The sequence below is a fragment of the Paraburkholderia sp. CI3 genome, from assembly GCF_050436505.1.
Lineage (GTDB): Bacteria > Pseudomonadota > Gammaproteobacteria > Burkholderiales > Burkholderiaceae > Paraburkholderia > Paraburkholderia tuberum.
Genome location: NZ_JBNDMI010000004.1, coordinates 517,588 through 537,009, shown reverse-complemented (window position 1 = coordinate 537,009; position 19,422 = coordinate 517,588). Strand labels below are relative to the sequence as shown.

Annotated in this window: 16 protein-coding genes; 9 read left to right on the top strand and 7 right to left on the bottom strand. The window is 65.0% G+C overall.

What is annotated here, in order from left to right:
* Nucleotides 1-23: 23 nt before the first annotated feature.
* From OKW29_RS23885 to OKW29_RS23875, 3 genes are all read right to left on the bottom strand, one after another.
* Nucleotides 24-743 (bottom strand): FadR/GntR family transcriptional regulator, encoded by a 720-nt coding sequence (locus tag OKW29_RS23885; protein ID WP_184029312.1) that lies wholly within the window; start codon nucleotides 741-743, stop codon nucleotides 24-26.
* A 388-nt stretch (nucleotides 744-1,131) separates the two neighbouring features.
* Complete coding sequence (locus OKW29_RS23880; RefSeq protein WP_429292853.1) at nucleotides 1,132-2,274, bottom strand: mannose-1-phosphate guanylyltransferase; 1,143 nt, start codon at nucleotides 2,272-2,274, stop codon at nucleotides 1,132-1,134.
* A 135-nt stretch (nucleotides 2,275-2,409) separates the two neighbouring features.
* On the bottom strand, nucleotides 2,410-4,260 hold the full coding sequence (locus OKW29_RS23875) for an alpha/beta hydrolase (RefSeq protein WP_429292852.1): 1,851 nt from the start codon (nucleotides 4,258-4,260) through the stop codon (nucleotides 2,410-2,412).
* A 471-nt stretch (nucleotides 4,261-4,731) separates the two neighbouring features.
* Between OKW29_RS23875 and OKW29_RS23870 the strand changes: the two genes are divergently transcribed.
* Nucleotides 4,732-6,201, top strand: a complete 1,470-nt coding sequence (locus tag OKW29_RS23870) for an oligosaccharide flippase family protein (RefSeq protein ID WP_429292851.1) — start codon at nucleotides 4,732-4,734, stop codon at nucleotides 6,199-6,201.
* Between the two features lie 98 nt (nucleotides 6,202-6,299).
* On the opposite strand, the gene OKW29_RS23865 is transcribed toward OKW29_RS23870, so the two are convergent.
* Nucleotides 6,300-6,833: a GNAT family N-acetyltransferase gene (locus tag OKW29_RS23865; protein WP_184029325.1), complete on the bottom strand. Its 534-nt coding sequence runs from the start codon at nucleotides 6,831-6,833 to the stop codon at nucleotides 6,300-6,302.
* 368 nt (nucleotides 6,834-7,201) lie between these two features.
* On the opposite strand from OKW29_RS23865, the gene OKW29_RS23860 reads away from it, so the two are divergent.
* The 5 genes from OKW29_RS23860 to OKW29_RS23840 are packed head-to-tail and all read left to right on the top strand — an operon-like array spanning nucleotide 7,202 to nucleotide 13,598.
* The gene (locus tag OKW29_RS23860) at nucleotides 7,202-7,453 is read left to right on the top strand and encodes an acyl carrier protein (RefSeq protein WP_013089253.1); all 252 of its coding nucleotides are present in this window, start codon (nucleotides 7,202-7,204) and stop codon (nucleotides 7,451-7,453) included.
* On the top strand, nucleotides 7,450-8,757 hold the full coding sequence (locus tag OKW29_RS23855; RefSeq protein WP_429292850.1) for an acyl-CoA dehydrogenase family protein: 1,308 nt from the start codon (nucleotides 7,450-7,452) through the stop codon (nucleotides 8,755-8,757). The genes OKW29_RS23860 and OKW29_RS23855 overlap by 4 nt, the downstream gene beginning before the upstream one ends.
* Entirely contained in the window at nucleotides 8,758-9,825 is a 1,068-nt protein-coding gene (locus OKW29_RS23850; protein ID WP_429292849.1) for an amino acid--[acyl-carrier-protein] ligase, read from the top strand.
* A complete protein-coding gene (locus OKW29_RS23845) occupies nucleotides 9,822-10,895 on the top strand; it encodes a DUF1839 family protein (protein WP_429292848.1) in 1,074 nt (357 codons plus the stop codon). The genes OKW29_RS23850 and OKW29_RS23845 overlap by 4 nt, the downstream gene beginning before the upstream one ends.
* A 15-nt stretch (nucleotides 10,896-10,910) precedes the next feature.
* Complete coding sequence (locus OKW29_RS23840) at nucleotides 10,911-13,598, top strand: glycosyl hydrolase 2 galactose-binding domain-containing protein (RefSeq protein ID WP_429292847.1); 2,688 nt, start codon at nucleotides 10,911-10,913, stop codon at nucleotides 13,596-13,598.
* Between the two features lie 164 nt (nucleotides 13,599-13,762).
* On the opposite strand, the gene OKW29_RS23835 is transcribed toward OKW29_RS23840, so the two are convergent.
* A complete protein-coding gene (locus tag OKW29_RS23835) occupies nucleotides 13,763-13,903 on the bottom strand; it encodes a hypothetical protein (protein ID WP_429292846.1) in 141 nt (46 codons plus the stop codon).
* Nucleotides 13,904-14,227: 324 nt separating this feature from the next.
* Between OKW29_RS23835 and OKW29_RS23830 the strand changes: the two genes are divergently transcribed.
* Together OKW29_RS23830 and OKW29_RS23825 are read left to right on the top strand one after the other, a co-directional pair.
* Entirely contained in the window at nucleotides 14,228-14,962 is a 735-nt protein-coding gene (locus tag OKW29_RS23830) for a Crp/Fnr family transcriptional regulator (RefSeq protein ID WP_090804319.1), read from the top strand.
* 36 nt (nucleotides 14,963-14,998) lie between these two features.
* On the top strand, nucleotides 14,999-16,384 hold the full coding sequence (locus OKW29_RS23825) for an undecaprenyl-phosphate glucose phosphotransferase (RefSeq protein WP_429292845.1): 1,386 nt from the start codon (nucleotides 14,999-15,001) through the stop codon (nucleotides 16,382-16,384).
* Nucleotides 16,385-16,660: 276 nt separating this feature from the next.
* Here the strand turns inward: OKW29_RS23825 and OKW29_RS23820 are convergent, their stop codons facing one another.
* Both OKW29_RS23820 and OKW29_RS23815 read right to left on the bottom strand, forming a co-directional pair.
* Nucleotides 16,661-17,083, bottom strand: coding sequence for a helix-turn-helix domain-containing protein (locus OKW29_RS23820; RefSeq protein ID WP_429292844.1), 423 nt, complete (start codon nucleotides 17,081-17,083; stop codon nucleotides 16,661-16,663).
* 494 nt (nucleotides 17,084-17,577) lie between these two features.
* Nucleotides 17,578-18,807, bottom strand: coding sequence for a glycosyltransferase family 4 protein (locus OKW29_RS23815; protein WP_429292843.1), 1,230 nt, complete (start codon nucleotides 18,805-18,807; stop codon nucleotides 17,578-17,580).
* 311 nt (nucleotides 18,808-19,118) lie between these two features.
* On the opposite strand from OKW29_RS23815, the gene OKW29_RS23810 reads away from it, so the two are divergent.
* Entirely contained in the window at nucleotides 19,119-19,397 is a 279-nt protein-coding gene (locus OKW29_RS23810) for a hypothetical protein (protein ID WP_429292842.1), read from the top strand.
* The last annotated feature ends 25 nt before the right edge of the window (nucleotides 19,398-19,422 follow it).

Below are 19,422 nucleotides of genomic sequence, written 5' to 3'. Positions count from 1 at the left end.
TCAGCCCGCGCTCGCAATCACGCTCAAACCCGCGCTGGCGGCTCCGAGGAAAACCGCCCGCCGACCTCCTCGGCCGCGTAATCGATCATCGCGAGCGCAGCGATCTCGGCCTCCTTCGGATCGCGCCGCTCGATCGCTTCGATGACGCGCTGATGCGATGCGATCGCACTCTCCCACAGCCCTTCCCGGTCGTGCACGATCGGATTGAGGGTCGACAGCGCGCCGCGAATGATCGCCGCCATCTGCTTGAAGAACTGGTTGCCGCTCGCGATCACGATGCGCGTATGGAACAGCTCGTCGGCTTCCTGATAGCCGGCCTCGCCCGGACGGATCATGCGAAACGCCTCGAACGCCTCGCGAATCGCCGCGACTTCCGCGGCACTGCCGCGCGCGGCCGCCTGCGCCGACGCGCGCGGTTCGATCAGCATGCGAAACTCGATCACGTCACGCAGAAACATCGGATCGGGCTTCGCGCGGAAACGCCAATTGACGACGTCCTCGTCGATCATGCGCCAGTCGCTCATCGGCCGGATGCGCGTGCCGATCTTCGGCCGCACGTCGAGCATGTCGCGCGCGAGCAGCATCGATAGCGCCTCGCGCATCACGGTGCGGCTCACATCGAATTCCTTCGACAGCACATCCTGCGGCGGCAGAATCGCGCCGTATTTTTCCTCGACGATGCCGCTGACGAGCCCGTCCATGACTTTGCTCACCAACGAGCGATCCTTGTTTGCGTGTTCCATGACATATCCCCGAAGCGGTGTTGACCCCGCGTGGCCTGTTGATTGAAGGGCCCGTACGTATCTGTTATGCCAATAGAATCGTTTTTCGATACGTTGCAAGCTTCGAAACGGATGCGCCAGTGGGACACTTCCTGACAGGGTTATCCCTCTGAAGATTTGTTTCGTTCGTGTAACGCCATCTGTTTCGTCAGGCACAAAGCTCGCTCGTCAAGCGTGCCTGCGTTGTGGGGATTGATTTGTGCGCATTCGCACGTTGGCGTGATGAAATTGTCTGATTTGCGCAGACGTGGTCGGACGCCTGCGTGTTCCGGCGAACAAAGGTGTCGTGCGAAGCGCAAGCGGCGCAGCTGGGTCCGCGGAGTGCTGACGCCGAACAGCTCGGTGTCCATCAGCCGTGCAAGCGCACGATGTCGTCTTCGCCGGGATCGCCGCCCGAATGCACCTCGATGATTTCCAGCGGCGGCTTGCCAGCATTTTCGAGCCGATGCCTGACGCCCAGCGGAATCAACGTCGACTGATTCTCCGACAGCAGGAAGCGCTCGTCGCCGTCCTTGCTCGACGCGTCCCACACCGAGTCCCAGGCGCCGAGGTCCGACCAGCCCGCGTCGAGCGGCACCGTCACGCCGACGAGACGCGCGTCGCTGCCCATGCGCTCCATCACCGCATAGTCGACTGAGTCGGACGGACACGCGGCGAACGCGTCGCGCGCGAGATGCAGCGCGCCGGCATCGTCGATGCTCGCGCCTGCGAATGCGTCCTTGCAGGCCGCCGCGATCAGCGGACGGCACAGGCCGATCGCGTCGAGCCACACCGACGCGCGCACCACGAACATGCCACTGTTCCACCAGTACTCGCCCGACGCGAAGTAGCGCTCGGCCAGCTCGGCATCGGGCTTCTCGACGAAGCGCTCGATCGTCCGCGCGCCCCGGTTTCCCAAGGCCGCGGCGGTGCGGATATAGCTGTAGCCGGTCGCCGCGCGCTGCGGCGGCACGCCGAGCGTGACGATCGTGCCCCGCGAAGCATGCGCGAGCGCTTCGTTGAGCGCCGCGCCGAACGCCGCTTGATCGACGATCGGATGATCGGCGGGCAGCGCGACCAGGATCGGATCGTCGCCGGCCGCGGCCGACGAGCGCGCGGCGAGCGCCGCGACGGTCAGCGCCGGAGCGGTGTTGCGCGCCATCGGTTCGAGCAGTATGCGCACCGGCTTGCGGTACTGCTCGACGCGCTCGAGCGTCGGCAGCCGCAGTTCCTCGCAGCAGACCACCAGCGGCGCGGCGGGCGGCGTGGTGCGGGCCGCGTCGGGCGCGGCCGGGACGAACGCGTCGTCGAGCCGGCGCAGCGTCGCTTCGAGCAGCGACTGGTCGCCCATCAGCCCGATCCGCTGCTTCGGATTGCGTTCGCGCGACAGCGTCCACAGCCTCGCACCGGAGCCGCTCGCGAGAATCACCGGTTGCACGGTCAGTTCGCGCAGCGCGGCGGCGGTCCCGGCCTGCGGCGCGGGCGGATTACCTGGTTCTACCATTCGATTCATTTGCGATCCTGTCGAATCCAGATCCTGTTCACGGGCCGGCATGACGCCAGCAAGTGCCTCGTGGTCGCACGCGCGTTCAGTCGTATGCGCGCGACACACACTGCGGCCTGGGCGGCCCTGTCTGTCCGCGGCTCCCTATGCTTCTCCGAACGGACGCAACGCCCCCGCGGCGCGATGTTCATCGTGCCTGTGCAGCTCGCCGTCGAGCGCCGCGCTGTCGGGCTGACGCAGCTTCGTGAAGCCGCCGCGATAGACGTTCTCGACGTACGACATGATGTTTTCCTGCGCCACCGACGACAGGATCGCGTGATCGGTGTGCTTGCAGAAGGCCACGTGAATGCGCGTGAAGCGCGCGAGCCGCGCGCCGCGCACGCCGAAGTAGCGCTCGAGCTCCTCGACGCCTTCGTCCAGCACACCGAACACCAGGTGCGTGTCGACGCCCCGTGCTTCGAGGTTCGCGAACAGATGCCGCTCGTCACGCGCGCCGAATTCGAGGCCACACAGTTGCTCGATCCGGTCGGCCAGCGTTTCGCCGGTCCGCGCGAGCTGGCGTACCACCAGCTCGCGCACGAGGCCCCAGCCGCCCGTCTCGCCCTTGAGCACGCGCAGCCATTTGCCCGGCTGCTTCATCGAGCGCATGTAGTTGCGCGTCGAGCCGAACGCGGACACCGGGATCATCGGCTTGCCGTGTTCGTCGCAGACGTTATGCCATCTGAACTTCTGTACGTTGACGATCACCGCGCCCACCACCGCCGCTTCGCGCGTCGCCGCATGCAGGCCGGTGTAGGCGCCCGAGCAGATGCCGAGCAGCAGCGCGCCCGCATGACCGCGCGCGGCAAGCCAGCGCGCCGCGTACGCGGCGTCGCCGGCACTCGACTGAGAGTACAGCGCGTCGAGGCTCAACGTGTCGCACGACGGCATGCTGTCGCCGACACCACCGACGTCGATGCGCAGCGACGCGATCCCCTGGCGTGCGAGACGCCGCGCGAAATGTACGCCGAAACGCCCATTGCCGATCCGCGACACCGCGCCGGTATTGAGCAGCAGCACCGCCGGGGCGCGCGCCGCCGCGGCGCCGTCGGGCCGGCAGTAGATGCCGAACACCTTGCCCTCGTTCAGCCACACCGGCGTCTCGTGCAGCCTCGGCGCGACATAGTGGCCGCCCGCCGGCTCTTCGCCTCGCTCGGGCACGCGCGCCACCGTTTGGGCCGTTTGCGCGCTCCCCGCCAGCAGCCAGTTCTCGATGGTCTCGAACGCGGCGTGCGGTATTTCGCTTTCGAGCGGTTCCATCATGAAGCGGCTGTATTCGTCGAACGGGTGACGCTCGAGCTCGACGCCATGTTCGCTGTAATGCGCCGCGAGCGCACCGGCGCGCGCCGGGTTCAGTGAATCGAGCAACAGCACGCGCGCGGCCGGCCGGCTCGTCTCGCGATACAGATCCGCCACGAGCAGGCTTTGCAGCGTGTCGCGATACATGCGAAAGCCATACGCTTCGACGAACTCGTCGGTATCGGGCTCGACCACGCAATCCATCGCGGCCGGATCGTTCAACCACTGCCGGTAATGCGCGCGCAATTCGCGCTGGTAAGTCTTGCCCGACAGCACCGGCGACATCAGCACGAGACCGTGCACATCCCCAAGTTCCTGCGCGGCAAGCGCGGCCAGCATGCCGCCGAGACGCAGACCGCACACGCTGACACGCTCGACGCCGGTCGCCTCGCGCAGCTGCGCGACCGCCTGCTTCACGCTGTCGATCCATGCGCGCCACAGGCCGGCGTCGGTCGGGTCGCCGGCTGAATCGCCGGTCGCCGGGTAGTCGAAGCGCAGCACCGGCATGCCGCGCGCGGCGAGGCGCTCGGCGAGCCGGCGCATGCCGCGATACGTGCACAGCGTGTCGTAGCCAAACGGGGAACACATCACAACGCCATCCGGGCCGTTGGCTGGATGCAACCAGCCGAATTTGCCGTCGAAGACGATGGGTCTCACGGTCCGCTCCTTACGATTTCTTCCTTTCAAGTGATTACAACAAAGGTGCTCTCGCGCATATGTGCGTCGCGCCACATTAGTTTGGGTTCCGAATCGCGCTGCGCTGGCGTGTGTCGATGAGCGTGCTGTGCAGTGCAGCATGCCCTGCACGTGGACCGACGCGCGGCGGATCGCGTCGGTCATGCGCTATGGTCGATGCCCGCGACTGCGTGCAGCGTGCCGCGAGCATTACGTGATGGAGACGGCGCGGGCGCGCTTAGGAATGCTCCGCAATGCGGTGCGCGCGGCCGGCTCGTGGCCAACCACCGCGCTACCCTATGACCTTTGCCATTTAACCCCCTCCCGATCGCGGCTATCTGTACGGCCACCCACACAGTCACGCGGCGCCCGGGGGCAAGATGCAAGACCTGCGAAAAGTTGATGCCGCCGCGTGTTTCCGCGCGGCCCTTCTCACCGGCCCGGCAATGGAACATGGAACGAAGCATCGTCAGGAACATCTTCATCAACTTTGCCGGCGCCGTCGCGCCGACCTTCGTTTCCCTCGTGACCGTGCCCACCTACATTCATCTGCTGGGCGCCGAGCGTTACGGGGTGATCAATCTGGTGTGGGCGCTGATCGGCTACTTCAGCGTCCTCGATCTGGGCACCAGTCTGGCGACCGAAAACCAGATCGCCAAAGCTCGCGCGGCCAGCGACGATTCGATCGAACCGATCTTCTGGAGTGCGTGGTTCATGAATCTCGGTACCGGCATCATCGGCGGCGCGCTGATTTATGCCGGAGCCATCGTCTACATCACCTACGGCGTGAAAATCGAGCCGACGTTCCAGCATGAAGTGATGGCGAGCCTGCCGTGGATCGCGCTCGCTGTGCCGATCGCGAACGTGACGTGGGTGTTCGCGGGCGCGATTACCGGCGTCGAGTGCTTCACGAGCTACAACATCAACCAGACGCTCGGCACCGCGCTGTTCCAGTTGCTGCCGATTGCGGCGGTCCTCTGCTTTTCGCCGTCACTCGCGATCGCGATTCCAGCCGCCGTGATCGCGCGTTTCGTCGGCGGCCTGATGCTGGGCGTGGCCGCCATTCGAGCGCTCGGCATTCGCCGTATGCGGATGCCGCAATGGCGCTTGATGATCGGGCTGTTCCGCAACGGCCGCTGGCTGCTGATGTTTTCCGGCGCCAACATGATCGCGTCGACGCTCGACCGCGTGTTCATCGGCGGACTGCTCGGCGCGCGCTTCGTCACTTACTACGCGACGCCGCAAAACCTGATCAATCGATTGAACCTGCTGCCGCTCGCGATGGTGCGCACCCTGTTTCCGCGACTGTCGGCGGCGTCGCGCGAGGATGCGGATGCGCTCGCGCACAACGCGCTCGCGTTTCTCAATGGAGCATTTACGCCATGCGTGATCATGGCGCTGTTCGCCCTGAAGCCGTTTTTGCTGCTGTGGCTCGGACCGCAGCTCGCCGCCGCGGCGCCGGTCGCGAGCGTGCTGATCCTCGGCGTGTGGCTGAGCGGCCAGTCGAGCATCCTCGGCAGCCTGTTGCAGGCGCAGACCCATCCCGTGGCAGTGGCGAGCGTCAGCTGGCTTCAGTTGCCGTTCTTTACCGGCGCGTTATGGTGCGGCATCCACTGGTTCGGCATCATGGGCGCGGCGGTCGTCGTCGTGCTGAAGGCGCTGCTCGATTACTCGGTGTTGCTCGCGTTCTCACGGCTGCATGCATGGACGATCGTGCGCAACATGCTCGCGCATCTCGCGTTTCTGCTCGTCGCGCTCGCGCTCGCGGATTCGATCAGCGCGTTGCTGCTGGCGATCGTCGTCGCGCTCGCGTTGAGCGCGGCGAACTTCGGCATGTCGCTGCGCGGGTCGAGCGAGTTGCGCGACGCGCTTTACAGGCTCTGGCTGCGTTGCGCGCCGTCGTCCGGACGGGCACAAGGCTGAGTCCCGGCGCGCGCAATCAATGACGCCGGTCCACCGCTGGTTCACGGTCGGTGGACCTGAATGCCAAGGCTGAAAACACGTACCCAGCCGACGCGGCATCACAACAGTTCGAACGTATTGACGAACGATGCGCCGTCGCGCTCGCGGCGCCTCAGACCGAAGCGCGCCTGAGCGCCGCGCACCTGACGCGTGAGACCGATGAACGGCATACCGTGTTCGAGGTACGGTCCCTCCGTCTTGCGAAAGCCGAACTGCTCGTAGAACCCGCGCAAGCCAAGCGGTGCGCTCACGCGCGTGGCGCGGCCCGGCCAGCGTTGGGCGACCGCTTCGAGCACACGCTCGATCAGCATCTCGGCGGTGCCGTCGCCGCGCCGCAGCGGACTCGTCAGCACCTTGTCGATCGTCACTTCCGGATCTTCGGAATCGCCGGGCTGCACCCGCGCATAGGCGAGCACCGGCATCGGCCGCGCCATGTCTTCGACCGCGAACACATGCAAGGCCTGCTCGTCGCGACCGTCCGCGTCGAGGCACACATGCGACTGCTCGACGACGAATACCGCACTGCGGGCACGCAGCACGACATACAACTCACGTGCAGATAGCTGATCGAACTCCAGCGTTTTCCAGTTCATCACGCCCCCGGCTGTCAAAATTTTCGGCGGGTCCGGCGATGCCTGCCGTGCGCGACGGCGGGCCGATCCATGACGGTCCCTCATCATCGACTACACGGTAACGTGCGCGAAAGATGTGCTTCCGTGCGCCATCGCACTGACGCTCGGGGTTGACGAATCTTAAATACGAGCCAACGAAGCGCAGTCTTGCCACGTGCGCCCGGTATCGCGGATGGCTTCACGCAGGCCCGCCTGCAACACCGCACTGCACCATCGCGAACGCACGCCGCGGTCTTCGCACCGCACGAACCTGCACACGAAAATCAGGTGCCGACGTCATTCGACCTCGGCACCGATCGGCAGACCTTTGACCATAAGGGGAGCACTGCATGAAAACTGCATTGAGACGCATCCTTTCCGAATCCGCACGCCTGGATGTCCCGGTGGAAAGCCTCGCCGACGACGCCGACCTCTATGCTGCCGGACTCTCATCGCTCGCGACCGTGCATCTGATGCTTGCCATGGAAGACGAATTCAACGTCGAAATTCCTGACCGTATGCTGACGCGCCGCCTGTTCTCGAGCATCGACTCGATGGCCGCCGCGATGACGGAGTTGCAGCAGGCCAAGGCGGCGGCATGAGTGCGCCGCTGCTGGGTCAGGCCGCCGCAGCGGCCTGCGGGGCGGCCTCGAACTCGACTACTGACGCCCGGACCGGCGCTGGCCAGGGCGCTGCCACCGGGGCGCTGAGCGCGCTCGATACCGGTCCCGAATGGCGTGCTGCAGCGCATCGTTGCGCGGCGATCGCCGCGCAGTACGCGGACGCCGTGGACCGCGAGGCGCGCTTTCCGGTCGAGGCGTTCGACGCGCTCAAGGCCGAGCGTTTGCTGTCGGCGATGGTGCCGACCGCTTTCGGCGGCGCGGGCCTGTCGCTTGCCGATATCGGTGCGATCTGCGAAACGCTGGCGCAGGGCTGCGCATCGACCGCGATGATCTATGCGATGCATCAGATCCAGGTCGCGTGCATCGACTCTCATCGCGGCGCCTCCGCCTGGCAAGCGAGCCTGCTTGCACAACTGGCCGAGCAGCAATGGCTGCTCGCGTCGGCGACGTCGGAAGAGACGATCGGCGGCAACATGCGCACAAGCGCGTGCTCGGTGGAGCTCGTTGGCGCGCGTTTTCGGATCGAAAAGCTCGCACCGACGATCTCGTACGGCGCGTACGCCGACGGCATCCTCGTGACCGCGCGGCGCACCGCCGACGCGGCCGCGTCCGACCAGGTGCTGATCGTCGCGCTGCGCGCCGATACGCAGCTCGAGCGGCGTGGCGGCTGGGACGCGATGGGCATGCGCGGCACCTGCAGCGAGGGCTTCCGGCTCGTCGCGACGGGACTGGCCGAACAGATCCTCGCGACGCCGTTCGCCGACATCGCCGATCAGACCATGCTGCCCGTGTCGCACACGCTGTGGGCGTCGGTATGGACCGGCATCGCCGTCGACGCGGTCAATCGCGCGAAAGCGTTCTTCCGCGCGCAGGCGCGCGCGAAGCCCGGCACGATGCCGCCGGCGGGCCTGCGGCTCGCCGAAGCGGTCGGGCTGCTGCAGATGATGCAGGCGCGTCTATCGGTCGCGCTGGAGGCCGCGCGCGCCGCGCATCAGGCACGCGAGGGCGCGACCCAGGCGGACGCCCCGCTCGCGGCGCTGCTCGGTTTCGCATCGGACATGAACACGCTGAAGACCAGCATTTCGACCACCGCGCTGCAGGTGGTACAGGAAGTGCTGATGATCTGCGGCATGGCGGGCTACAAGAACGGCACGCCCTATAGCGTCGGCCGCCATCTGCGCGACCTGCACTCGGCGCCCTTGATGATCAATAACGACCGTATCGCGCAGAACACCGCGAGTCTGCTGCTCGCGCAACGTCCTGCCGCGCCGGGGAGACCCTGAATGAAGCTGATGACCGATACCGCCGCTATCGCCGCGGCCGCCGCCGCCGCGGACGTGGGGCCTTCGCTCACGCTGCGCGACGAGATGCTGGCCGCCGGCCTGCTGATCGATACCGGTGAAAACGGACTGTATGGCCGCAGCCAGGTTTTCGAGGACGTGATCGAGCGACTGAACCTCGCGATTACGCAGTTGGGTAAAGATCAGCAAGCCGAAGTATTGCGCTTTCCGCCCGCGATGCGCCGCACCGACTTCGAGGATAGCGAATACCTGAAAAGCTTTCCGAATCTCGCGGGCACCATCCATTCATTTCGCGGCGACGACATGGGCCACCACCGTCTGCTGCGCGCGCTCGACGATGCGATGGCCGACAGCGACGACGACCGCGGCGACGCGTGGCTCGCGCAACAGAAACCGACGCGCGTCGTGCTGACGCCGGCCGCCTGCTATCCGATCTATCCGGTGATGGCGCGGCGCGGCGCGCTGCCCGCCGACGGCCGCACCGTCGACGTGCTGTCGTACTGCTTCCGTCATGAGCCGTCGCTCGATCCGGGCCGCATGCAGATGTTCCGTCAACGGGAATACGTGCGTCTCGGCAGCCCCGAGCAGGTGATGGCGTTCCGGCAGATGTGGATCGAGCGCGGCTCGCTGCTTGTGAAGCTGCTAGGCTTGCCGGTCGAAGTCGATCTCGCGAACGATCCGTTCTTCGGCCGCGGCGGCAAGATCGTCGCCGATAGTCAGCGCGCGCAGGCGCTCAAGTTCGAGTTGCTGATCGCGGTCGCCGATCCGCGCGGCAAGACGGCCTGCCTGTCGTTCAACTATCACATGGACCACTTCGGCGCGATCTGGAAGATCACCTGCGAAGACGGCGCGACCGCGCATACGGGCTGTGTCGGCTTCGGCATGGAACGCATCACGCTCGCGCTATTCCGTCATCATGGGCTCGACGTCGACGCGTGGCCCGACGACGTGCGCGCGCTGCTGTGGGGCGATACCGAGACCCGCGTCGCGGATGCGCTGCAGGCGGCGCAATCTACGCAAACCGCGACCCTCGCCGGGGAGCGCGCATGAATCCATCGCCAACTTCGACGCTTGCCGGCGCGCTCGCCAACTCGTCGTTGCCGCGGCGCGCAGGCGATCCGCCGACGCATCAGCAGACCCACGCGTTGCCCGATGCCGGCACGCAGTTGCGCGAGCACGTAGCGCACGCGCTGCATCAGGGCGAACGCGTGTGGCAGGAGACCAACTGCTATGTCGATCTGTGGATCGAGCTGCTGCACGGCTTCGGGCTCGATCCGCGCGCGGCGCTCGCGTTCACGGTCACGCAGGATTTCGAAGGCGATCAGTTCACGTTCTTCAAGTTTCCGCTCGACGATCTCGAACGTCTGTATGGCACCCAGGTGCAGGAGCTCGCGATCTACGACTCGCTCGAAGAACGCGTGCTCGCGCAGACGCTGCGCGGCCACACCGTGCTCGTCGAGGTCGACGGCTACTACCTCCCCGATACGCGCGCGACCTCGTATCGCCGCGAGCATCCGAAGACCACGATCGGCATCGACTTCGTCGATACCGCCGCGCGCCGCCTCGGCTATTTCCACAACACCGGCTACCACCGGCTCGAGGGCGACGACTACGACGGCGTGTTTCGCAAGCTTCCGCATTTCACCGCGCAGCCCGATCTGCTGTTTCCCTACGTCGAGTTCGCCAAGCAGGCGCGGCCCGCGCTCGAAGGCACCGCGCTCGCGGAGGCGTCGGCGGAACTGCTGTGCGCGCATCTGGAACGGCGTCCGTTGACCAATCCGATTTCGCAATGGCGTGCCGCGTTTCCCGCGCATCTCGATACGCTGTTCGAGCGCGACGAGGCGTACTTCCATCTGTACTCGTTCAATCTGATGCGGCAGCTCGGCGCGAACTTCGAGTTCCTGTCGAAGTATCTGCAGTGGCTGTTCGCGCAAGGCTTCGAGATCCCGCCGACGATACCGGCCGCCGCGCAACGCATCGCGTCGGAGTCGATGGTGATGCAGTTCCGGCTCATTCGCGCGATCGCGCGCGGCCGTCGCGATACCTGCGAAGACTGCTTCGACGTGCTTGAAAGCGCTTATGAAAAAACGCTGCCACCGCTGGCCGCTCTGGTGCGCTAATACGGTGATGCGTTGTTGCGCGCACTTCGTGCCGCGCGGTTTTTCCGGGAATTGACCGTGGATGTGTCGACACTCGATCCGCCCGCTGACGAGGGCGATGCTGGCCGTGCGCGCACGACCGGCGCGATCGCGCAAGCGCATCATGCAGGCACTGCCCGCGCCGCGCCCTCGCTATGGCCGCAACGGCTCGACACCGGCTGGGCCTGTCTGAGCACCCCGCCGCACGCCTATGAGTCGCCGGCCGATCTGCCCGCGCAAGGCTGGCTCGCCGCGCAGGTGCCCGGCACCGTCGCGAGCGCGCGGCTCGCCGCCGGTCTGCTCGATGTCGATCACCCCCCACCGCTCGCATTTGACGATCACTGGTATCGCGTCACGCTGATCGGTACGGGGCGGCGCCGCTTGCGTTTTCATGGACTCGCGACGCTCGCGCAAGTGTGGCTCGACGATGTGAAGCGGCTCGAGTCCGCATCGATGTTCATCGCCCATGATCTGGATATCGACCTGGACGGCCGCGCGACGCTCGTGCTGTGCTTTCGCTCGCTGACGCCAGCGTTGGCGGCCAAACGCTCGCGTGCGCGCTGGCGGCCGCGGCTCGTGTCGCCGCCGACGCTTCGCAGCGTGCGCACCACGCTGCTCGGCCACATGCCCGGCTGGTGTCCGTCGATTCAGACGGTCGGCCCGTGGCGTCCGATCGAAATACTCGGCGACGCGCCGCACGCATTCGACACGATTGATCTGACCAGCCGGCTCGAGCAAGAGGATGGGGTTGTTTCGTTGACTTTACGTTTCGTACGCCCCCACGACGTCGCGGCCTGCCGCGCGACACTTTCTTGCGGCGACCATGTTTCGTCTTTGCAATGGCACGATGCATATACACTCACCGGCGACGTGCGCGTGCCCCACGCGAAACGCTGGTGGCCGCATACGCATGGAGAGCCCACTTTATATCCTCTGACGTTGCAGCTCATCGACGACAACGTAATCTCTCAGTCCCTGGGCTCGATCGGCTTTCGTCGTATCGAAGTGGACCGCGGCGCCGATGCTGCGGGTTTCGCCTTGCGCGTGAACGAAGTGCCCGTATTTTGTCGCGGCGCGTGCTGGACCAGCGCCGATCTCGTCACGCTAGCAGGCACCGAAACGCAATTGCGCCATACGTTCGAGCTCGCGCGCGCCGCCGGCATGAACATGCTGCGCGTCGGCGGCACGATGCTCTATGAGTCCGATCTGTTTTATGCGCTCGCCGACGAGTACGGCCTGTTGATCTGGCAGGACTTCGCGCTGGCGAATTTCGACTACCCGAACGATGCAGCGTTCAGCGCATTGATCGAGCGCGAAGCGAGCCAGTTCCTGAGCCGCACGCGTCGCTTTGCCTCGCTCGCGGTGCTGTGCGGCGGCAGCGAGGTCGACCAGCAGGCGGCGATGTTCGGACTGCCCGCGGCGCAGCGAGCGCAAGCGTTGTTTACCGAGCTGCTGCCTGCGCTCGTCGCGCGCGATCGCGAGGACGTGCCCTATGTCAGCAATTCGCCATCGGGCGGCGCGTGGCCGTTTTCGACTAACGAGGGCGTCACGCACTACTACGGCGTCGGCGCGTATCAGCGCCCGCTTGCCGACGTGCGCCGCGCGCAGGTGCGCTTCGCGGCCGAATGCCTGGCATTCGCCAACGTCCCCGACGAGGCGACGCTGCACGACGCGCTTGGCACGATCCACACGCACGATCCGCGCTGGAAAGCCGCAGTGCCGCGCGATCCTGGCGCAGGCTGGGATTTCGACGACGTGCGCGATCATTATTTGCAGGCGCTTTACGGCGTCGAGCCGGCGCGCTTGCGCTATGAAGATGCGGCGCGTTATCTGGATCTGTCGCGCGCGGTGGTTGCCGAGCTGATCGGCGACGTGTTCGCCGAGTGGCGGCGCGCGGGCTCGTCGTGCGGCGGCGGCCTCGTGTGGCAGTTGCAGGATCTGCGCGCGGGCGCGGGCTGGGGCGTGATCGACGCGACGGGACGGCCGAAAAGCGCGTTCCACGGCTTCGCGCAGACACTGCAGCCATTGCAGATCACGCTCACCGACGAAGGCCTGAACGGCCTCGATATTCATCTGATCAACGAGCGCGCGCAAACGTTTTGCGGCGAACTCGAGCTGGTCTGTCTGCGCGACGGCAGCGTGAAGGTCACGTCCGCGCGACGCGCGCTGACGCTTGCCCCGCGCAGCCTGCAACGCATCAGTGCGGCCGCGCATCTGGGCCAGTTCTTCGATTTCACGCATGCGTACCGCTTCGGCCCACGCGCGCACGATGTCACGATTGCAACGCTCTACGATGCCGCGAGTGGCGAGATCGTGTCCGAAGCGTTTCATCTGCCCGAGCGTAGCGTGCACGCGCGTGATGACCTCGATATGACCGTCGAGGTCGAACGTCGTGGCGACGGCAGCGGCTGGCAGCTTGCGATCGAAACGAAGCGCTTTGCGCGCTTCGTTCATATCGTTGACCCCCGTTATCGCGCGGCGCGCGACTGGTTCCATCTCGCGCCGAACCGGCGCTGTATCGTGCCGCTGCATGCGCTCGAACCGCTGCCGAGCGCCTTCGCGGCGTCGCCGCAAGAACTCGTTGCTCCCGCATCAAACGCGGCCTTTAAAGCGGATGAAACATGCGGGGCACCCCAGGGGGAAGTCCGCGCGATCAATGCGCTATCCGCCATCTTCTACGGCTAGTGGTCATTCCGAACTAGTCGCACGGACGCGAAGCGCCCCAAAGCTCGCTTCGCAGGTCTCGAACTGTCTGCCCGGCTCGCTCACTGTTGGCTCGAACGCGACTGTTGCCTGCTTTGAAAGGCCTTACGTGCGACAGCGCACGCACTCCATTTAACACTTCTGAATCATTTCCGGCACTTCACGAGGAGCGCTTCAAAACGTGCATGCGGCGCCAGGTTCAAATCTGATACAACTTCGGCAGCACCCCCGTTTTTGGTTGTGAAGCCTTTGATATCAAGGGATTCGCCCAAACCCAAAGCTTTCATACGATGCATTCCCCGTCCGGCGGGGGTGTGCAGAACTGAAACAAAAAGCCGCTTTTACTCTCCCGACGCGCTCCGGGTTTCTTCGCTGCGCCGCATCAGCAGGCGTTTTCCCTAACGTTGGCACGGTCCTCGCTACTACCTCTACGCAACAGAGTGCCACCGCACACGAGCGCAACAACAGAGGCGGTGGCAGACAGGCCTAAAACGGGGCCGATGCTGTTCATCCAAGCTGCTCGCCGGGCAGCCCACTCCCGGGGATGCGGGCATCGGATCAAATAAACGGAGAGAGTCGCGCGAGGCGCGACTTTCATGCGAGGACCGATCATGTTGACGCTTCAATCCGATTTGCACGGTAACCATCTGCTGGGCGCAATGCCGTCGCACGAATGGCAGGCACTAGCTCCCCACCTCGAACTGGTTCATCTGCGCACCGAGCAACTGCTATGCGACTCGGGTCAACGGATCCATCATGTGTACTTCCCCACCACCGCGATCATCTCGATGCTCTCGACGATGGAAGACGGCAGCTCCGTCGAGATCGCCGCGGTCGGCCGCGAAGGCATGACCGGCGTGCCGGTCCTCACGGGTGGCGAAACCATGCCCAACCGCGTACAGGTGCAATGCGCGGGCTTCGCCTACCGGATGAGCGCACAGGCGCTCAAGCAGCAGTTCGCGCGGTCCGACTTTCTGCGCCGCCTGATGCTGCTGTATATGCACGCTCTTCTGACCCAGGTCGCGCAGACCGCCGCGTGCAATCGCCATCACGCGCTCAACAAGCAACTGTGCCGCTGGCTGCTGATCGAGGTGGACCGCGTGGCGTCGAACGATCTGAACGTCACGCAGCAGCTGATTGCCGACATGCTCGGCGTGCGCCGCGAAGGCATCACCGAAGCGGCCGGCAAGCTGCACGACGAAGGCCTGATTCATCATAGCCGCGGTCATATCAAGGTGCTCGACCGCAAGGGCCTCGAAGCCCGCGCGTGCGAATGCTACGGCCTCGTGAAACGCGAATTCGATCGTCTGCTGCCGCGACTGCGCCAGGCCGAGACCGTCGAATAAGCGGCACGCGGCTCGATGACCGGGGTCGATTTTCCTATGTTCAGGATTACTGCTCGATGTCTCGACGCACTGTTCGTGATTGCAGGCGGTCTGCTCGCCCACTGGATGCGCTTTTCCGCGCCGATCGCGTTGGCCGATACCGAGCGTCTTCTGATCGCGTTCAAGTGTGTGCTGGTTCTGTTGCTGTTTCCGGGCTTCGGGGTCTATGAGACGTGGCGCGGCAAGGCGCTCGCGCCGGTGCTCGCGCGAATCGCCGCCGCGTGGCTCATGGTGGTCGCGACCGCGCTCCTGCTCGCGTTCACGCTGCATCGGACGGATGCGGTGTCGCGCCTGTGGCTCGGCTACTCGACGCTGATCTCCGGCGCGTTGATCATCGCGACACGCTGCATCATGCACGTGGTGCTGCGCTTCGTACGTCGCCGCGGCATGAACGCGCGCACCGTCGCGCTCGTCGGCGAACCGGGGTTTGCGCGCACGCTGCTCGCGCATCTCGAGCATGCGCCGCAAGCGGGCTTCAAACCGGTGTGCGTGTTCGACACCAGCGTGCAAGGCCACGACGCGTATGGCGCGCGTCTGACCCGCCTACCCGTGCTGACGGATCTGGAAGCGTTCGCGACGAAGGTACGCAATGACCGCGTGAACGAAGTGTGGCTCGCGTTGCCGCTTTCCGAGGAACACACGATCTACCGCTTCACGCGCACCTTCAGACACGACTTCGTCAATCTGCGCTTCATTCCCGACGTGCGCAGTCTGTCGCTGTTCAATCATGCGATCGTCGATGTCGTCGGTTTGCCGACGCTGAATCTGAGCGCGACGCCATTCTCGTCGCCGCAGATGTGGCCCAAGCTGATGTTCGACCGCCTGTTCGCCGTGCTCGCGCTCATCGTGCTCGCACCGGTGTTCGCCGTGCTCGCGATCGGCATCAAGCTCACGTCGCCGGGACCGGTGTTTTTCCGGCAGGTCCGCAAGGGCGTCGACGGCCAGCCGTTCGGCATCTACAAGTTCCGCTCGATGACCGTGCACCAGGAAGAGCGCGGCCAGATCACGCAGGCGACCCGCAACGACTTGCGCGTGACGAAGCTCGGCAGCTTCATGCGCCGCACGAGTCTCGACGAGCTGCCGCAGTTTCTGAACGTGCTGCTCGGTCAGATGTCGGTGGTGGGTCCGCGTCCGCATGCGGTCGAACACGATGATCTGTACAAGGACCAGGTATACGGCTACATGCACCGTTACCGCATCAAGCCCGGCATCACCGGCTGGGCCCAGGTCAACGGCTATCGCGGCGCGACCACCAAGGTCGAGAAGATGGAAGCGCGCGTGAAGTTCGATCTCTTCTATATCCAGAACTGGTCGTTCTGGTTCGACATGAAGATCGTCTTCATCACGATTTTCAAGGGCTTTGTCGGCCGCAACGCGTTCTGACCACGCCATCGAGGCAATCGCATCCGGGAGTGTCGGTCATCGTGCCGGCACTGCGGCGCATGCGAAGTGCGGGTACTGAAGGCGGTGCGCTGAAGGATCGCCGGAATGCGCCTGCGTTCCATTCGAGAAAAACACCCAACCGGGCAACAACGCGTACACGCCGCTGCGAATAGAAGCGCCAACGCCGGCGGCCCGATCGACAGCCGCCGTGGTTGACGCAAGATGAGCAGCCGCCACGGACCACGTCATGGACGGGTCCGCCGCGCGACACCGCCTCTACAGGAACGCGCTGACATCGGTCTGAAACCGTACCGCGAGCGCCTTGGCGACTTTCTTGCTGATCGCGCGGCGCCCCGCGAGAATATCGCTGACCACGGTCGGCGACGCGATGCCGGCCAGATCCTTCTGCTTGAGACCATGCGTGATCAGCAGATGGCGCAGGACCTCGCGCGGCTCCGCTTTTGGCATCGTCAGGTTGCGCGCTTGCCAGTGACCGACCAGTTCCGTCACGATCGCGTGCAGATCGGCGAGCGGATCGTTGTCGTTGCCGCTGAGATGATCGGACAGCGAATTGGCGACTCGCACCATCTGGTGATAATCCTCTTCGGTGCGAATCGGCGTGATCGGCAACTGGCTCTTCAGCGTAGCCCACGTTGCGGAGATGTCGGGAAAGGGTCCCGGAAGGCGATCGGCATTCATGAGTTTAAATTCGTCCTCGTCCAAAAGCCGTCGGCGCGTTAATCGGTGACGCGCGAATGACGACTGCCTGTTGTAGTGAATCGCCGTGACACGCCGAATTGCCGGCACGGCGAACTTCGCAGTGAGGAAATTCAGCGATCACGATAGCGAACGTCTGCTTCAGGTCGTTATGGCCACGCGAGGCATGCCGCGCCAGCGAATATCTCGCCCATAGCGCGTGGCGCGCACCCCGATGTCGTTTTTTGAAGTCCAATACTGCTTGCTTGACAATGACCCGCCGCGGCTGGCCTTGCACGCGCGGCGCCTATCGCGCGATACGCGATACGCGCTGCCGACACAAAGCGCGAAGCGGACGCGCCCACACCAAGAGCCGCCCGGACGCGTTGGTCAGAACGGCTCGTTACTGCCCGTTGCGAAATCACTGCATGACGACGAAAACCTCTTTCTCTCCTATCGAAAACTCCACGAGGCGAGAACAGCGAAAGACCCTCACCTCATTGCCTCCACCTGCTTTTCGGCGCCGTGTCGCTGGCGATGCCGAGTTCCCGGGTCGCGAGATCGGGCTGCGCCCACCTCACCTGCTCCCCCAGCTCCATCGCCGGCAGACCCTGAGCGACCGCCGCAATCGTGCGCGTGACCTCGGCCATGAACGCCCGCCGGAACACCTGAGCCGAAAACCGCTCGGCATTCGCGCGACAGGCCGCCGGCGTGATGTACGCGCTCAACCGCTCGAAGCGGTCGATCGCGTCGAGCATTGACACCGCCGTCTGACGCGCGAAGAAAACGCCGGTCGGGTGCGGGTCGCCGACCGGCACTACCGTTTCGAGCGCCCCGCCACTGGCGAACGCAATGACCGGCGTGCCGCAGGCCTGCGCTTCGAGCGGCACGATGCCGAAATCTTCCTCGGCGGCGCACACGAAGGCTCGCGCACGCGCCAGATACTCCTTCAGTACGCCGAATGGCTGATAGCCGAGGACCGTCACGTTCGGTCCTGCCTTCGCGCGGATCGACGCCATCTGCGGCCCGTCGCCGATCGCGATCAGCTTGCGCTGCGGCGTGGCGTTGAACGTCTCGACGATCAGATCGATGCGTTGGTGCGGCACCATCCGCGACACGGTTAGATAGAAATCGTCTTTTTCGGTGCGCAGTTCGAATTCGTTCACGTCGACGGGCGGCGGAATCACCGCGGCATCGCGCCGATAGGTTTTCATCATGCGCCGCGCGACCGATTGCGAATTCGCGATCAGACGATCGACACCATTCGTCGACTGCGCGTCCCAGCCGCGCAGGTAATGCAGCAACACCCGCGCGGCCCACGACTTCGGCCCGCGCAGCAGATTCGCTTCGCGCAGATACTGATGCTGCAGATCCCACGCATATCGCATCAGCGAGTGCACGTAACTGATGTGCGTCTGATGAGGGCCGACCAATACGCCCTTCGCGACTGCGCAAGAACTCGTGATGATCAGGTCATAGCTCGACAGATCGAACCGTTCGACGGCGAGCGGCATCAAGGGCAAATAGGCGCGATAACGGCTGCGCGCAAACGGCAGGCCTTGAATGAACGACGTGGTGACCGGCTTACCGGCAAGCGGCGTGCGATCTTCGAGAAAATCGACGACGCTGAAAACGTCGGCATCGGGAAAGCACTCGATGATCTGCCCGAGCACTTTCTCGGCGCCGCCGGGAGCGACCAGCCAATCGTGCACGATCGCCACTTTCATATCCCGTCCTATCTGTCACGAATCGCCACCTGGCCTCAGAGAAGAGTGTATGTGCCACGTTCCTGACTGTGCGTGCGCGTGCCCACATTCGACGTGCGACAGTACGCGAGTAATTCGGAGAGTCCGTTCGCGTTTGCAAAAACACGGCTTCATTCCGGCGCTTTCGTATGTGCACTACGCCTGACGTATCGCCCCGCGCCTGCTCGCCAGTCCAGCCCACACCTTTACGATCGGAGCGCTGCGCGAGCGACGGGCGAGCGACCTCGACGGCCGCCGTGCCTCGCGTGCCGTTTGGCGATCGGAGCAGTCAGTTGGGAGGGCCGGGTTCGGCCCTGGGGGAATTCGCCGTGCGCTGCACGGCGCGCGACGCAGTGGTACTGCTGTCGGACGGTCCGTTGCGCGTGCGCTTCGAAGCGCTTGGCGCGCGGATGATCGGCGACGCGCGCGTGTCGGGCATCGCGCGGCGGGCATCGGCGGCTAATTGTCTGCGCACGGTGCCAGGCATTTTCCTCCAGGTGCGCGCGATTGCCGCCGCGGCGGGTGGTACAAGCGGGATCGTGCGGCACGACCGCAACAAAAAACGCGTGTGAACCGTTGGAGCGGCTCACACGCGTC

What these genes read in the sequence shown, in the direction of transcription:
- OKW29_RS23885 (WP_184029312.1), bottom strand. Translation starts at nt 743, where the DNA reads ATGGAACACGCAAACAAGGATCGCTCGTTGGTGAGCAAAGTCATGGAC.
- OKW29_RS23880 (WP_429292853.1), bottom strand. Translation starts at nt 2,274, where the DNA reads ATGAATCGAATGGTAGAACCAGGTAATCCGCCCGCGCCGCAGGCCGGG.
- OKW29_RS23870 (WP_429292851.1), top strand. Translation starts at nt 4,732, where the DNA reads ATGGAACGAAGCATCGTCAGGAACATCTTCATCAACTTTGCCGGCGCC.
- OKW29_RS23865 (WP_184029325.1), bottom strand. Translation starts at nt 6,833, where the DNA reads ATGAACTGGAAAACGCTGGAGTTCGATCAGCTATCTGCACGTGAGTTG.
- OKW29_RS23860 (WP_013089253.1), top strand. Translation starts at nt 7,202, where the DNA reads ATGAAAACTGCATTGAGACGCATCCTTTCCGAATCCGCACGCCTGGAT.
- OKW29_RS23855 (WP_429292850.1), top strand. Translation starts at nt 7,450, where the DNA reads ATGAGTGCGCCGCTGCTGGGTCAGGCCGCCGCAGCGGCCTGCGGGGCG.
- OKW29_RS23850 (WP_429292849.1), top strand. Translation starts at nt 8,758, where the DNA reads ATGAAGCTGATGACCGATACCGCCGCTATCGCCGCGGCCGCCGCCGCC.
- OKW29_RS23845 (WP_429292848.1), top strand. Translation starts at nt 9,822, where the DNA reads ATGAATCCATCGCCAACTTCGACGCTTGCCGGCGCGCTCGCCAACTCG.
- OKW29_RS23835 (WP_429292846.1), bottom strand. Translation starts at nt 13,903, where the DNA reads ATGAAAGCTTTGGGTTTGGGCGAATCCCTTGATATCAAAGGCTTCACA.
- OKW29_RS23830 (WP_090804319.1), top strand. Translation starts at nt 14,228, where the DNA reads ATGTTGACGCTTCAATCCGATTTGCACGGTAACCATCTGCTGGGCGCA.
- OKW29_RS23825 (WP_429292845.1), top strand. Translation starts at nt 14,999, where the DNA reads ATGTTCAGGATTACTGCTCGATGTCTCGACGCACTGTTCGTGATTGCA.
- OKW29_RS23820 (WP_429292844.1), bottom strand. Translation starts at nt 17,083, where the DNA reads ATGAATGCCGATCGCCTTCCGGGACCCTTTCCCGACATCTCCGCAACG.
- OKW29_RS23815 (WP_429292843.1), bottom strand. Translation starts at nt 18,807, where the DNA reads ATGAAAGTGGCGATCGTGCACGATTGGCTGGTCGCTCCCGGCGGCGCC.